The organism is Leeia speluncae, from assembly GCF_020564625.1.
GTDB lineage: Bacteria > Pseudomonadota > Gammaproteobacteria > Burkholderiales > Leeiaceae > Leeia > Leeia speluncae.
This window is the reverse complement of the sequence record NZ_JAJBZT010000005.1, coordinates 301,375-316,528: the sequence shown is the minus strand read 5'-3', so window position 1 is coordinate 316,528 and position 15,154 is coordinate 301,375. Positions and strand designations below refer to the sequence as shown.

Annotated in this window: 14 protein-coding genes; 3 read left to right on the top strand and 11 right to left on the bottom strand. The window is 45.8% G+C overall.

The window, feature by feature from the left end; translation table 11 throughout:
- Positions 1 to 5: 5 nt before the first annotated feature.
- The 5 genes from LIN78_RS11265 to mgtE form a co-directional block, all read right to left on the bottom strand.
- Positions 6 to 854, bottom strand: coding sequence for a DMT family transporter (locus tag LIN78_RS11265; RefSeq protein ID WP_227180928.1), 849 nt, complete (start codon positions 852 to 854; stop codon positions 6 to 8).
- An 80-nt stretch (positions 855 to 934) separates the two neighbouring features.
- The gene (locus LIN78_RS11260) at positions 935 to 1,690 is read right to left on the bottom strand and encodes a helix-turn-helix transcriptional regulator (protein WP_227180927.1); all 756 of its coding nucleotides are present in this window, start codon (positions 1,688 to 1,690) and stop codon (positions 935 to 937) included.
- The gene (locus tag LIN78_RS11255; RefSeq protein ID WP_227180926.1) at positions 1,663 to 3,252 is read right to left on the bottom strand and encodes a putative bifunctional diguanylate cyclase/phosphodiesterase; all 1,590 of its coding nucleotides are present in this window, start codon (positions 3,250 to 3,252) and stop codon (positions 1,663 to 1,665) included. The genes LIN78_RS11260 and LIN78_RS11255 overlap by 28 nt, the downstream gene beginning before the upstream one ends.
- A gap of 72 nt (positions 3,253 to 3,324) precedes the next feature.
- Positions 3,325 to 4,149, bottom strand: a complete 825-nt coding sequence (gene prmC / locus LIN78_RS11250; protein ID WP_227180925.1) for a peptide chain release factor N(5)-glutamine methyltransferase — start codon at positions 4,147 to 4,149, stop codon at positions 3,325 to 3,327.
- Between the two features lie 9 nt (positions 4,150 to 4,158).
- Positions 4,159 to 5,607, bottom strand: coding sequence for a magnesium transporter (mgtE, locus tag LIN78_RS11245; RefSeq protein WP_227180924.1), 1,449 nt, complete (start codon positions 5,605 to 5,607; stop codon positions 4,159 to 4,161).
- 305 nt (positions 5,608 to 5,912) lie between these two features.
- Here mgtE and LIN78_RS11240 point away from each other — a divergent pair, with 305 nt between their 5' ends.
- Positions 5,913 to 6,455 (top strand): hypothetical protein, encoded by a 543-nt coding sequence (locus LIN78_RS11240; RefSeq protein ID WP_227180923.1) that lies wholly within the window; start codon positions 5,913 to 5,915, stop codon positions 6,453 to 6,455.
- 3 nt (positions 6,456 to 6,458) lie between these two features.
- Here the strand turns inward: LIN78_RS11240 and LIN78_RS11235 are convergent, their stop codons facing one another.
- Together LIN78_RS11235 and ompR are read right to left on the bottom strand one after the other, a co-directional pair.
- Positions 6,459 to 7,778, bottom strand: coding sequence for an ATP-binding protein (locus LIN78_RS11235; protein ID WP_227180922.1), 1,320 nt, complete (start codon positions 7,776 to 7,778; stop codon positions 6,459 to 6,461).
- Entirely contained in the window at positions 7,775 to 8,500 is a 726-nt protein-coding gene (gene ompR / locus LIN78_RS11230; RefSeq protein WP_227180921.1) for an osmolarity response regulator transcription factor OmpR, read from the bottom strand. Before ompR ends, LIN78_RS11235 begins: the two co-directional genes overlap by 4 nt.
- Before the next feature lie 245 nt (positions 8,501 to 8,745).
- Between ompR and LIN78_RS11225 the strand changes: the two genes are divergently transcribed.
- Positions 8,746 to 9,141: a hypothetical protein gene (locus tag LIN78_RS11225; protein ID WP_227180918.1), complete on the top strand. Its 396-nt coding sequence runs from the start codon at positions 8,746 to 8,748 to the stop codon at positions 9,139 to 9,141.
- A 53-nt stretch (positions 9,142 to 9,194) separates the two neighbouring features.
- Here the strand turns inward: LIN78_RS11225 and mtgA are convergent, their stop codons facing one another.
- The 4 genes from mtgA to LIN78_RS11205 form a co-directional block, all read right to left on the bottom strand.
- The gene (gene mtgA / locus LIN78_RS11220; protein ID WP_373307754.1) at positions 9,195 to 9,902 is read right to left on the bottom strand and encodes a monofunctional biosynthetic peptidoglycan transglycosylase; all 708 of its coding nucleotides are present in this window, start codon (positions 9,900 to 9,902) and stop codon (positions 9,195 to 9,197) included.
- Between the two features lie 102 nt (positions 9,903 to 10,004).
- Positions 10,005 to 11,987 carry an ankyrin repeat domain-containing protein gene (locus tag LIN78_RS11215; RefSeq protein WP_227180915.1) on the bottom strand — a complete coding sequence of 661 codons (1,983 nt, stop codon included), beginning with the start codon at positions 11,985 to 11,987 and terminating at the stop codon, positions 10,005 to 10,007.
- Positions 11,984 to 12,805, bottom strand: a complete 822-nt coding sequence (gene aroE / locus LIN78_RS11210; protein ID WP_227180913.1) for a shikimate dehydrogenase — start codon at positions 12,803 to 12,805, stop codon at positions 11,984 to 11,986. The genes LIN78_RS11215 and aroE overlap by 4 nt, the downstream gene beginning before the upstream one ends.
- 5 nt (positions 12,806 to 12,810) lie before the next feature.
- A complete protein-coding gene (locus LIN78_RS11205; protein ID WP_227180912.1) occupies positions 12,811 to 13,263 on the bottom strand; it encodes a rhodanese-like domain-containing protein in 453 nt (150 codons plus the stop codon).
- A gap of 339 nt (positions 13,264 to 13,602) precedes the next feature.
- Between LIN78_RS11205 and glnA the strand changes: the two genes are divergently transcribed.
- Positions 13,603 to 15,012: a type I glutamate--ammonia ligase gene (gene glnA / locus LIN78_RS11200; RefSeq protein WP_227180910.1), complete on the top strand. Its 1,410-nt coding sequence runs from the start codon at positions 13,603 to 13,605 to the stop codon at positions 15,010 to 15,012.
- The last annotated feature ends 142 nt before the right edge of the window (positions 15,013 to 15,154 follow it).

The following is a 15,154-nucleotide window of genomic DNA, read 5'->3' as shown; positions in this document are numbered from 1 at the left end:
GTGAATTAAGAAGGATTTACACGATTTCTTCTTTGTTCACTCCACCATACCATCCCTGCCGCACCGGTAATCAGAATGGCTGCGCCAGCAATATAGAGCGTCAGTGTTCTACCTGTATAAAGATGCAGCAAAATTGTCGATAGTACAGGGGTTAAGTTTGCCAATACGCCAATTCTTCTTGGGTCCCCATGTTTCATCGCCCAATCCCACAGATAAAACGCAATTCCCATTGGGCCAATGCCTAATAGGCCAATGAGTAACCATTGTTGGGTGCTTAGATTGGGTGTGGATTCAAACAGAAGGTGGCAACTTAAGGATAGCCCAGCTGATAACAAACAAATCCCGCCTACTGCGGCGGTAGGAAAGGGGGAGACGCGTTTGATTCCTAAAGAATAGGTTGCCCATACCGTGGCAGACATGGCTGCAAAAAGGTAGCCGATTCCACCGCCAGACCAATTGATGGCTTTACCTCCGCTAATGGCAAGAACTGCGCCAATTGCACCTGCAATCGCCGCGATCCAGTGTACCGAACGTAATTTCATGCCAGGTAGAAAAACAGGGGTTAGCAAGACAATTAACAATGGCCATAGATAGTTAATTAAATTGGCCTCAATAGGTGGTGCGTATCGAAGCGCCATAAATAGCAAAAAGTGAAAGCCAAATAAACCATAAATACCGAGTAAAAAAGTTTTTAAGGGGAGCTTCCATTGCTTGAAGTAAGGAAGCGTGAGCACTCCGCCAACTAACAAACTAGCGCCGGTGAGTAAAAAGGGCGGTACATTCGAGAGCGAAACGCCTAAGATGGCTAATGCCCCCCAAAGAATGATGGCAAATAATGCAGCGACAATTCCCATGCTATTTCCGGATGCGGGTGATCAATAATGGGATGAGTGTAGAGTGAGATGGGGACTCAAATCATCGCAAAACGCGGATTTTATTGATCTGAACTGATTTCTCTCGCCGTTTTGCCGATGGTTTGTTTGAGCATCGCGGTAAGGGCGGACGGGCTTTGATAACCGCAGCGGGCAGAAACTGCTGCAACACTGTAGCCCGCTTTTAATAGTGATTGGGCAAGTAGGCTGCGGCGTTGTTGGATGAGTTTGGCAGGCGTGATGCCGATCTCTTGGGTAAATCGCTCGCGGAAGTGGGCAACAGACCAATGGCTTAGGTTGGCTAACGCGGCCACATCCAGATCGGGATTAACCAGCTGTTCATTGATCCACTCATCTAGCCGTTGAAAGTTTAGTAATCTTTTCGCACTTGGAGAGTGGTTGATGTTGCTCCATTGGCGTATTTGCTGGCGAATGCTCATTAATAATAATGGATCATCTGGCGCATACTTTAATCGATTGTGTAGCTGATGTAGCGACGCAATCGCATCTGCTGGCAGTTGGAAGGCTTGCTTTGTTGTACCGTTCACGGCTTCTGGCAGATTAACCACTAAGCAAGCTGGGTTTAGCATGCCATAAAACCCATGGCGATCGCTTGCTGAAATATAGATGCCTTGCCCGGGGCTGATTAAATGCGCATGATTTTCTAGTTCAAGGTCTAGTTGACCAGTAATACAAAAAAGCGCTTGGGTGTAGGGATGGCTGTGGTGATGTTGCTCAGCATTGTAGTGACGCACACTGACCTGAAATGCATCTGCATCTAGTGGTGTGTCTAAGGTTGCTGAAAGTAACGTCCCCATGGCTTATTGTCTAACATTCCTGATATGAGATTGGCTGGAATACCCGGGCTGAAAAGAAAGCCTTGTCCATACTGGCAGCCCGATAGTCGTAGATATTCTAGCTGACTTTCTGTTTCAATGCCTTCTGCAATCAATTGCATTTCTAAACCATGGCCAAGTACTAAGACGGTGCTCAGAATTTTGTGATGGCGCTCAAATTGCCATTGCTGAACAAACGCACGATCAATTTTTAAGTAATCAAATTCAATACTGCATAACTGGCCGAGGTTGGAGTAGCCGGTACCAAAATCGTCTAACGAAATTCGAATGCCAGCCGAACGAAGTTGTTCCAAAATTGCCGTTGCAATAGCAACATGGGAGACAATCGCATTTTCGACAATTTCCAACGTTAACCGTGCCGGTGGAAATCCTGTTTTATTTAGGACGGAGAGAATTTGATTGACCGTTGCGGGGTCTTTTAACTGTAATGGTGACAAATTAAATGCCAGATGTAATGAGTCTGGCCATTGCATCGCATCTATACACGCTTTCTCTAGAAGATAGGCGGTGACTTGGCTGATGAGATTGTACTGTTCGGCTACTTCAATAAAAATATTGGGTGGGATGTGTCCAAGCTCTGGATCGTACAATCTTGCAAGGCACTCAAATCCTGCCACTTCACCATTCGAGAGTTGAATGACGGGTTGGTAGTGTGGCGTTAGCCAACCGAAATCCATACCATTTCTGATAGCCATTTCTATTTGTGATCTTCGTTCAATTTCTTGGTCCATGGTCGGATCAAAAAAATGCAAGTGGCTAGTTGGATCGTGTTTAGCTTGGTAGAGCGCCACATCTGCTCGTCTTAATAATGTGGAGAGATCTGTGCCATGCGCGGGAAAGTGTGCGAGCCCAAACGTTGCGCTATTTTGGATGATATGGCCTTGAAGTGGATAAGGGCTGCTCAACTGTTCTGCTGCCCAGTTAATAATTTGATGTGCTTCATCTTGTCGTTGTACAAACTTCAAAATAAACGCAAATTCATCCCCACTCAGACGACAGACAAAATGTGGTGCTAATGCGGTACGAAGCCTTTGGGCAACTTCTGTTAAGAGTAAATCACCAATTGGATGACCATATAAATCATTAATCGTTTTAAACCCATTGAGGTCAATAATGCCAATAAAATGCCTGCCTTGTTTGATGTTTTGTTCGATCTCTGATTCAAAATAGGTTTGCAGATGACGGCGATTCGGTAACCCTGTCAGCGAATCATGAAAGGCTAAATGTTCTAATTGTGCTTCGGTTTCCGTGCGCAATGAGATTTCATGTTTGACATCAAATAGGCGGCGAAGAGAATAGATAAGGCTGAGTGCGCCGGTCGCCAACATGCCAGTAAAGACGTCACCGAGTTGGTAGGCTTCATATCGGTTGAGTAATTTAACTATCCGCTCGTACCCACCAATAATAAGGAGTAAGTACGTGATGGCTAAACCGATGATAATGATCAGGTACAGTTCACGCTTGGCGCGATTATTGGCGCGCTCGGTGAATTCAATTGTCTGTTTCTGATGGCGTGTCGACATATCGGTTTATTGTGAAAACCTGTTAATTCTAAACAATACCACAGAGTCAGTTAACTGAATAGTTGGACGCTGTTATTGTTTCAGTGTCGCAACGCAGATACGCGGATTGCCGGCGTAATCACTGATGTCATGAGCAATCCAGTCTTCATTTTGAAAGACTTTTGGCACAGATTCACCTTGATCATAACCATGCTCTACTAAGATTAGACCATCTGGGTTTAGCCAGTCTTTACCATGGTTAGCTATATGCTTGTAGCATTCTAGTCCGTCGCTAAAGTCTGTTAATGCACTGCTTGGCTCAAATCTTAAATCACCTTCCGATAAGTGTGGGTCCCCCTGAGGAATGTAAGGCGGATTAGAGATGATCGCATCGAACTTGGGTAAATAACCAAATCGGATTAAGTTGTTTAGTAGGTCGTTTTCAAGCCAAGTTACATCTGCTTTTAATTGCATTGCATTTTGTGTAGCCACTGCCAGTGCTGCAGCGGATATGTCTAAGCCGTACACAGACCAATTGGGCGATTCTAGTTTTAGCGTAATCGCGATGCAGCCAGAACCTGTGCCAATATCAATGATATTAAGTGGTTTCTCTTTCGGCAGTCTTGCTAACGCTTCTTCAATGAGCAATTCGGTTTCTGGCCGAGGAATCAGTACATCACTCGTCACCCTAAAATCTCTACCCCAAAACTCGCGATAGCCGACCAAATAGGCAACTGGCTCACCGCTTTGTCTCCTTGCAATAAGGGATTGGAATTGCACAAGTTGTTCTTCAGAGAGAAATTCATCTCCGTGCGCAATTAACCAAGCACGCGAAACGCCGAGTACATGTTGCATCAGTACTCGGCTATCGACTTTATCTAGGCCTGAGGTGGCAATTAAGGCTGTAATGGTTTGCATAAATGCCGCTTAGTGAAGTAAGAACACAGTAGCAAGGCCCAATAAGATAAAGAACCCGATGCTATCAGTCATAAAGGTGAGCAATACGCTAGAACCAAATGCAGGGTCTCGACCTAGTTTTTGCATGGTAATTGGGATAAGCATGCCAACTAATGCAGCGACTACTAAGTTAAGTAGCATCGCGGTTGCCATCACTAAACCTAATGCGGGCTTGCCATAAATTAAATACGCTAAGAAGCCGGTAATCCCGCCCCAGAGGACTCCCGTCATGATCGCGATAATAATCTCTTTCGCAAAAATCTTCCCTACGTTATGCGGGCTAATTTGTTTGAGTGCTAATCCACGAATCATTAGGGTCGTGGTTTGCGTGCCTGTGTTTCCGCAGATACCCGAAATAATCGTCGCTAATCCTGCTAGCTCAACAATATGCGAAATGGTACCTTCGAATGCCCCAATCACCCGTGAAGCAATAAATGCGGTACATAAGTTAATCGCTACCCACAACCAGCGGTTCTTGGCTGATTTAAGTGGAGGGGCAAACATATCTTCTTCTTCGCGCAAACCGGCACGATTTAATGCTTCGCTGTCAGACTGCTCTCGAATCACATCCACCATTTGGTCGACAGTGAGGCGACCGCAGAGTTTGCCAGATGCATCGACTACTGGTGCAGAAATCAAATCGTAACGCTCAAATGCTTTCGCAGCTTCTGCATTTTCATCTGATGGGAAGAACGTGACCGGGTCATCCGACATCACTTCCGCAACGGTTTTTTCTGGCGCATTCAGAAGTAGGCGTTTTAATGGCAAAATGCCTTTTAATACGCCAACATGATCAATCACGAAGAGTTTGTCGGTATGAGTTGGCAACTCTTCAAAACGCCTTAGATAACGAAGCACCACTTCAAGCGTGACGTCATCACGGATGCTGACCATGTCGTAATCCATGAGCGAGCCGACTTGGTCGTCGTCATAAGACATCGCTGATTGAAGGCGCTCTCGTTCCTGTGTATCTAGCGTGGTGAGCAAGTCAGCCATCACGTCATCAGGCAAGTCAGGCGCTAGATCGGCAAGTTCATCCGTATCGAGGGTTTCTGCCGCGGCAAGCAACTCTTCGTCGTCCATATCCGCAATCAGTGTGCTTCGCACCGCATCGGATACTTCTAGCAAAATATCGCCATCGTTATCGGCACTGACTAGGTGCCAGATTGCCAAACGATCTTTCAGCGGAAGCGCTTCTAAGATGTGTGCAATATCCGCAGGGTGCAGATCATCTAATAACTGCTGAAGTTGCTGATGTGTTTCTGATTGTGTCTGAAGAAGAATGGCTTGTTCAGATTCTGATACATCCGGTTTCGCAAGCGAATCTGTCGTTTGTGATTGACGATGTAATAAATCTAAAACTTCTTGCAGATAGCTCTGCAAGTTTTCTGCATTTTCAATGTTGAATTCTGTTGTCATACGCCGTCCTCTGCCCCATCAGGGCTCGGCAGCGCTGAATAAGAGCGGATTAATTCTGTAAAGAGGGTTTGGTCATCCAGGGATAACTAGGTAAGTCCATTGTTGAGTGGTCTCAAAAGCGGGGCACTTCCCGCGATAATTAAATTGTATCACCGTGACGTATTCGCTGCACTGCAAAAAACAAAATAATTCTCTTTTAACTGTCAGGGTTCATCTGTCATTTACTGTACCGGTACAGCCTAAATAGGGCTTGTTAAGCTCGCTAAATAATTTAAATAGTATTAATGAGAACAAAAGGTTTTTTGATGAAATCGCGGTCACGTATTGGCAGGCTATGGCGCTCTGCTGGTTTTGCTCTGTTGCTCTGCCTTAGGCAGGCAATTGCGGCGAGTGATTACCCCGTTGGGCATGCGGCAGTGGTGAAATGGGTAAATGAAAATGCTGTTTGCCAAGCAACATTCGAAGCTGCGGTGACCTCCCCGCATTTCTTGCAACAATTAAAAGGAATGGGGTTTATGCTGTCCGACCTAGTTCCCCCGGGGCCGCCGGAGGGGGTTTGGTTTGTTCCTGATGGGATTAAGGTAATGGGGTATTCGGTGAATGCCATTCATTACTGGTCTGACAAAGGGAGTGAATTCTATGTCGAGGTGCCAGAGCAGCTGTCCGTGCTTAGGCAAAAGTATGGCATGCAGCCAGCCTCTACTCATACGCAACGATCAGACGGATACCATGCCATCAAAAAGATGATGGCCGGCAATGAGAAACAATTGTCTACTGCAATGTTTGTACGTCCTGGCAGAGGATCTAAAATGACAGAAATAGGCTGTAGGCGGTATGCCCGCACCTAGCACTTAAGCGCGTGTAGTGGGTAGGCTTACTTTTACAATGAACCCGCCTTCAGGGTGATTTTGAAAATGGATGCTGCCATGATGATGTTTCACAATCCGTTCAACAATTGCCAACCCTAATCCACTACCGCCATCGCCACCCCGTGCTTTATTGCCACGGACAAATGGTTCGCTAATCGACGTTAACTCGCTTTCCGGTACCCCGGGGCCAAAATCACGCACTTCAATTTGGATAGATTCATTCGTCGAACTTAACGAGACGTCTACGGGGGTATTGGCATAGCGCTTGGCGTTATCCAATAAGTTATTCATTAGCCGCTCAATCGCTAACGGGTGAACCTTGGCAAACACGTCGGTGCTTAAATTCGCGGTGATTGCTTGTCCTGAGCGACTTGCTCGCTCAACTACACCACCCAATAAGGCCGATAAGTCGGTGTCGACCATGCTTTCTTCTGGCTCTCCACCAATAAAGGCGGTGAATTGCTGAACAATTCGCTCAATATCCGCCACATCAATACACATACCATCTTTTAGATAGTCGTCTGACATCATCTCAATGCTGAGTCTCAAGCGTGTTAATGGTGTGCGGATATCATGGCTAATACCCGCTAACATCAGCCGGCGTTCTTTTTCCGTTGCTGCCAGTGCAGCCACCATCTGATTAAACTCTCTAGAGAGGCTACGTAACTCTGCCGGCCCTTCTTCGGGTAGGACGTCCGGTGTATTGCCCGCTGCTAGTGCTTTACTAGCATCGTGTAGTCGCCTTAACGGTCGACTCATTCGCCACGTAATCCAAGCAGCGGCGACAAGGGCGGCAAGGGTGAGTAGAACTACCGTTAAAATAAACTGATTCGGACTGTCGTTTTGCCAGCGTCCAAGCGGAACGGTCAGCCAATAAGATTTGCCGCCGATTTCAACCGATAGCCATAAACGCCATTTAGGGTGGTGCTGAACACCCACCTGATTAACGGGTAAGTGGTAGTTGGCTAGTTGTTTCTCAATTCCTCTAACTAAGCGGTTGTCCGTGTCTAAGGGCTTGTGAATTGGGTTGCTAACAAAGGGGAGAAGGTTAATCCCGTAAGGACGATTGTAAGCCTCGATGAACTCTTGCCTGTCGTCATTAGAAAGCCCTTCTAATGCGCTTTCTAATTCGGCGACGGCATCAATCACTTGTTCGCTCACCTGCCGCGCCATCTGCCGATCGCGATTAAAGTGAAAATAGCTGACTAGCGCAGATTGGGTGATGACCAAAATAAACAAAAATAAGATGGTGAGCCGAGCAAATAAACTCTCTGGCCACCATTTGGACTTCCACTTGCTCAACGAGCGCCCCCATCCGGCACAAATACATAACCAAAGCCCCATACTGTTTGTACAAAGGAGGGGTTGGCAGGATCCGGCTCGATTAGTTTGCGGATGCGCGAAATTTGTACGTCCACACTTCGGTCATACGCCTCAAACTCGCGGCCTCGAGAAAGCTCTAATAAACGTTCTCTCGATAACGGGTGTCGAGGATGCATGACTAGCACTTTAAGCAAGGAGAATTCGGCTTGGCTTAGTTGCAAGTCTTCGCCATCGCGGAATAATTTGCGTTGACCCGCATCTAAAACAAAGTCAGAAAATTCATAGGTTTCGCCCGGGGTGAAAGTGGCAGCCAACGCAGAGGGCGTTGCATGCCTTCTTAGCACTGCTTGAATTCTGGCTAATAATTCTCTCGGATTGAATGGTTTGGGGAGATAGTCATCCGCCCCCATTTCTAACCCAATGATTCGATCAATCTCTTCGCCTCTAGCGGTCAGCATGATAATAGGTAGAGTATCGCCTTGCGCACGGATTTTGCGGCAAACCGATAGCCCATCTTCCCCTGGTAGCATGAGATCCAGAATCAATAGATGCGGCCTTTTTTGCTGGAGACGTTTTTCCAGCATACTTGCGTCGGCATAAACGTCTACCTCGAAACCTTGCTCGGTTAAGTAGCGAGTGAGCAATTCACGAATGCGCGCATCATCATCGATTAATAAGAGTTTCTTCTGATTTTTTTCCATGGATCTACTCTAGCAAAGTCAAGGCGGCGCCGTTAAGGGGGATGGAAATGCAAATGTATCAAAACACTACACAAAGATAGCTTGTAACGGTTATTTACATTCTATGCGCTTTCCCTCATAAACGAGTTACACCCAACATTCAATATATAGGCTATCGGTCAATCATTATAGAAATTAAGAGATAATACAAGGATTGGCTTTTAGAAATGTAACGACGATAAGCCCGGTAGAGATAGGGGAGGAACATGAAACGGATGATGGTTGGGATGGTCAGTATTTGGCTGGCTTTTGCCTCACTTCAAGTGATGGGAAACCCTTCGTCTGTCATGGATAAACGGGTACCTCCATCGGAAATGGATGCAGATCGGTTAAAGCAAGAACAGCAATGGCGAGAAACGCGCTTACAACAAGCGGTTGCTAATGGTGATATATCGGCAGAAGAAGCGGATAAGATTCGGCAAAGATGGCAAAAGCAAGCCGAGCTATTTGATAAATGGCAAAAAGGTACGCTAACGCAAGAAGAGCGTGAAGTTGTCGAAAAGATATTGGAAAAAAAGCGGCGACGTTGGGATAAAAAGGATCCGCCCAATAAAGATAGACAAGGTGATGACGGCTCATCAAAACGCCCTCCGAAAATATAAACGCCTCGATCATGTCGAGGCGTTTCACTTTGTCTTGATGGATCGGTGCTTGATTAATCTGGAATATCCGATGCACCCATTCTTCGAAGAATGATGCTTGTTTTTCTTCTGAGTTTCGCATCCTGACGGTTTTTATCGAAATAACGAGGATTTGGCACCATGGCAGCCAGTTTTGCCGCCTGTCTGGCAGAAAGCCGACTAGCCGATGTGTTGAAGTAATGGCGTGCAGCTGCTTCCGCCCCAAATACGCCAACGCCCCATTCAATACTATTGAGGTAAATTTCAAAAATGCGTTCTTTGGTCATCATCTGTTCAAGCATGATGGTAATCAGCGCTTCTTCCCCTTTGCGTAGTGGGTTTTTGCTCGCCGACAAGAATAGATTTTTGGCTAACTGCTGACTAATTGTCGATCCGCCCGCCGCAATTCTTCCTTGCTTTAAGTTCTTTTGAAAGGCGAGTTTGATCCCTTCTTTGTCAAAACCATTATGGTCGACAAATTTGGCATCTTCAGACGCGATTAATGCAGCCTTCAAGTTTCTGGATATGTGATCGTAGTCTACCCACTGATGTTGAATTTGTGCGTCCGGATTCGTTTGGCGAATTTCGGCCAGCTGATCATTCATAAATGAAGTAGTGTCAGGGTTGTGATCAATCATCCACCAGATGCGCACAAACACATAGACATTGAAGACAATAAAGAGAATGAATAGCCAAAAAACAATGCGTTTTGTCCAATACCAAATGCCTTTAGATGAGGTCATTGGCTTTGCTCCAGTAGATGCAGTGGTATTCATTGTCTTATGCGGCAAAAAAAGTAAACGCGCCATTATTCATGGATTGTTTTTGATACGCAATGGGATGCTTCAATTGCTGGTTTTGATCTGCTGATTGAGCAAATGATCCACCGTTTGTAGATCTTCAACGCAGCCGCAAGATGGTGGGGTGCGCTGGCTCTGCAGATTGGCAATTCGTTCTTTTATTTTTTGCTGAATCGGTAACAGAATTGTCGCTAAGTCCGGTGTTTTGATGTGCTTCAGCATTTGGCTAACCAATAATGGTGATGGTCTTAAAGCAGCATAGTAAAGCGGTATTTTGCCTTCATTGTTTGAAAGCAATGGCGGAGCGCCGTGCTCAATCATGATGGATGCTAATGCTTCGATCGTTTCTGTGTCTGCATGGCTATATTGAAAAAGGTAATTAAGCGGCGTATTTCCATTTGTATCTTGTTGATGTAGGTTGATGCCATTCTGAATTAGCCAGTTGAGTGCATTGATGGCACGGTCTTTTCTGGATGCAAATGGAGGAAGGAAAAACGCTGCATTTCTGCCAAATTGCTCCGTCTCGTTTAGGTAAGTTCCGCTACTTTTCAGACGATCAAGCATACTAAGTGCTGCACCACCATTCACTGCAGATTGTAATAGCGTTTGTCCACCACTTTGCCGTTCATGAAGATTGGCATGGTTGGCTAAAAATAGATCAAACATCTCCGTTTGAAAGGCTTCATCTGTTGCGTTCTGTATTTGCATCCCTACTAGACTACTCAATGGTTTGGTTGCTTCACCATAAATAACTGTATTTGCGCCATGCCCAATCAAGGCTTTGATGAGGTCTGTATCTTTTAAATAAACGGCTTTGAGTAAGTTGCCACTATTGTTGTTTTCACTTACACGGTTTACATCCGCCCCTGCTTCGATTAACACAAGCGCACCCACTTTCCAGTTTGAATTTAGCGCATCATGTAGTGCGCTATAACCATGTGGTCCAATCGCATTTAAATCATTCTCAGGGTCTGCAATTGCTGCTTTTAGTTGTGTGATGTCTTGTTGCTCGATAGCCCGAAATAGATCAAAAAGAGGGCGGCAACTACTTGCTGCTAGCTCTTTAATGCGAAGTCGTTTTGCCAATTGCGTGCGTTCGGCTTTGCTTAACTTCGCAAATGTTTTCTTTTGGCAATACTGTCTATATAACTCATCAATTTGGGCTTGGCTGTACTGGGCAAGTCGATCTTTGTAGGCGCGACTGCCTGTTGGGCGACATTGCTTCTCTTTGGCTTTGCTTAAGGTGTTGGCTAATTGAAAATAATGCTCCGCCGTTTGCGGATTTTGTGACAAGACGGTTGAAATTATCGCCGCACTATCTTCTAACTGATTGCAGTCATCCGATGCCATTAGTGCGCTGCCCGCCTTCTCTAATAGTGATGCAGGAATATTCGTTGCTCTCCAATTAATCCCTTGTCGAAGAAGTGGGATATCGCTCGTGAATTGTTTTTGCGTCAGATTCATTACCGACTGTTTCCACTCGTAAGTGCGAGTTTCCACTTGGTTATCTAGTGCGATGAGTCGATAAGACGCAGGCAAATATTTTTCATGAATGAGATCTTGCAATAAGGGTAGATAATTTTGCTCAAGAAAAATACCCGCGGTGTCTTTCTGTTCAGGGGCAATTTGTGCTTGATGCCCAAGTTCATCAAAATACCAATTGTTGATTGGGGTATCTGTTGTCGATGCTGGGCAAAGATTGCTTTGTACGACTAATAGGTGGCTGGTGCTGGAAGCGCGATAAATGGTCGGGCAATTTTCATTGATGCCACTTAATGGTGCAGATTGCCAGACGCGTTCAGATCCATTAAATCGGCTGAAAAAATAGAGGTGATGCCCAAAGCGGGTTAGTGCAAATGAGCCATTTTTCTCAGCAAGAACGGCAATGACTTTTTCCTGTTCGGCAATAGGCAGTTTTTCTGCCTGTGCGCCGGTGAGGATTATATCTAAGTCAAACGCTTGGAGCGATTGGCAACTCAGCAGGGAAGTGATGAATATTAGCCAAGCGCCAAGTCGTTTGCTATTCATGTAGATGGTCTTAATGTCTCAAAAACAGAGGTGGTTGGTGGACGAACATGTCGCCAAACATAAAAGGCTTCGGCTGCTTGTTCAATCAGCATCCCAATACCATCAATCGTTTTTTTTGCGCCAGCCGTTGCTGCTTGTTGCATAAAAATGGTGGGCTCAGCGGCGTACATCATGTCGTAAGCTAATTCGCACGCTTCAAAGACGGTTGTTGGTAAGGGAAGCTTTTCTGCAGATAAGCTGCTAGAAGATGCGTTGATGATAATATCATAATGCTCGGTGAGTTCATCAAAGCCAATGCCACTTACTATCTCGCTCTTGCAGAGTTCGGCTAACTCTTCGGCCTTCGCTTTTGTACGGTTTACAATCACAAGCTTACCAGGCTGCTCATCTAGAATAGGGCCTAATGCTCCGCGAGATGCTCCACCTGCGCCTATCAGTAGTACGCGTTTACCTGTTAGCGAAGTTGCTTGATTAATAGTGATGTCACGCACTAAGCCCGCACCATCGGTGTTGTCCCCAATCACGCCGGTGTCGGAGAAGTGAAGAGTGTTCACCGCGCCAGCTAATTGAGCCCGCTCGGTTAACCGGCCTTGTGTGGCAGCATATTCAAATGCTTCCAGCTTAAAAGGGACAGTGATATTTAGTCCACAGCCACCCGTAGACTTGAATAAATCTATCTCTTTTAGAAAACCATCTAATGGTGCTAATAGTCGGTCGTAAGTTAGATCTTGATTCGTCGCTTTAGCAAAAATTGCATGGATAATCGGCGATTTGCTATGTGCAATCGGGTTGCCAACAACGGCATAGCGGTCTGTCATTTTGCTTATCCCTGAATCCATGGCAACTGATGCGCTTTCCAGCCATTGACTTTGCCACGATGGCCTTCGCTATCTTTATCGCCTTCAAAGCCTTCTAAAATATTGTATGCGGCGCTATAACCGTGCTGCTGAGCAAGTGCAGCTGCATCGTGAGAGCGCGCGCCGGTGCGGCATAAAAATAATACGATATTTTCAGCATCAACTTGGCGTTTCAATTGTTCTAGAAAATGCGGGTTAGGCACCATTCCTGGAAAGGTCTTCCATTCAATCTCTACGGCGCTAGGTACTCTGCCGACAAAGTTCCATTCTGCAGAAGTACGTACATCCACAATTTTGATGTTTGGAAGGGCATGCAGTAATTGGTGTGCTTCTTTGGGTTCTACCGCCCCCGCATAGGGTAGGTTTAGCTGTTCAGCTCTTTTTTTTGCCAATAGTAATATTTGATTGCTTTCACTCATCTTCACTTCCTCTTCATCAGACGGTAGTAGGCCGATTCGATAGTTGCCAATACTGGACAATATTTACAATAGATATTCTCGCACAGGCTTTGCATTCAGCGTACACTAATTGACCGACAGGATGCGAGGCGCACTGTTTTGGTGCGTTGATTTTTAAGGGGCACCAATGCTGTGCGGGACGGTTTGCAGCTTCGCGTTAACGCGCCCTGTTTTGGTAAGTTTTCGACATTTTGGTGCTGGCATGTTTTGTGCTTGCATATGGCACGAGCAAATAAGTGTGCTAATTTCTTTTTGCTGTGCTGATATCATCACGAGTTTATCAATTTTTAGGAGAACGTAATGGCTGTAGCCGACGTACTAAAACTCATCCAAGAAAATGGTGTTAAATTTGTTGACCTGCGCTTTACCGATACACGCGGCAAAGAGCAGCACGTAACTGTTCCAGCTCACGTTGTTGACGAAGACTGGTTCGACCACGGCCACGCATTCGATGGTTCTTCTATCGCTGGCTGGAAAGGCATTCAAGCTTCTGACATGCTTTTGGCGCCAGATGCAAACTCTGCACGTCTAGATCCATTCTTTGACGAACCAACCGTATTCATGACATGTGACGTTATCGAACCAGCTGATGGCAAAGGTTACGATCGCGATCCACGTTCTATCGCTAAACGCGCTGAAGCTTACTTAAAAGCATCAGGTATTGGTGATACCGCATTCTTCGGTCCAGAACCAGAATTCTTCATTTTTGATGGCGTACGTTACGACATCTCTATGTCTGGCTGCTTCGTAGAAATCGAATCTGAAGAAGGCGCATGGTCTTCTTCTAAGAAATACGAAGGTGGTAACTCTGGTCACCGTCCAGCTGTTAAAGGCGGTTACTTCCCAGTTCCTCCAGTCGACAGCTTGCACGACATCCGTGCGCAAATGGTATTGATCCTAGAAGAACTAGGCATTCCAGTTGAAGTGTTCCACCACGAAGTGGCTACCGCTGGTCAATGTGAAATCGGTACTAAATTCTCTACCTTGGTAGAGCGCGCAGACTGGACTCAAACATTGAAGTACGTTGTTCACAACGTAGCTCACCAGTACGGCAAAACCGCTACATTTATGCCAAAACCAATCGTTGGTGACAACGGTTCAGGTATGCACGTTCACCAGTCTATCTGGAAAGACGGCAAAAACTTGTTCGCTGGTAACGGCTATGCAGGCTTGTCAGAAACCGCATTGTTCTACATTGGCGGTATCATCAAGCACGCTAAAGCATTGAACGCGATTACTAACCCTGGTACCAACTCTTACAAGCGTCTAGTTCCACACTACGAAGCACCTGTAAAATTGGCTTACTCTGCTAAAAACCGTTCTGCTTCTATCCGTATTCCACACGTGGCATCTGATAAAGCACGTCGTATCGAAACTCGCTTCCCAGATCCATTGGCAAACCCATACATGTGTTTTGCTGCATTGATGATGGCGGGTCTAGATGGTATCCAGAACAAGATTCATCCTGGCGATCCAGCAGACAAGAACTTGTACGACTTGCCTCCAGAAGAAGACAAACTAATCCCAACAGTTTGTGCAAGCCTAGAAGAAGCATTGGCTGCATTGGATGCAGACCGTGAGTTCTTGACTCGTGGTGGCGTATTCAGCAACGACTTTATTGACGCATACATCGAATTGAAGATGGATGAAGTTAACAAAACTCGTATGACTACTCACCCAGTAGAATTCCAAATGTACTACAGCCTATAATCTGGTTTGTAAGACATGTTGGTCTAAAAACCCCCTGAATTTTCAGGGGGTTTTTTATTTGTAAAGGTTGTTCGATACGCTTGCGATCGGTTTGCTATTGGCATAAACTGGAAAGTCCCAGAAATTGAATGTGATGGTGCAG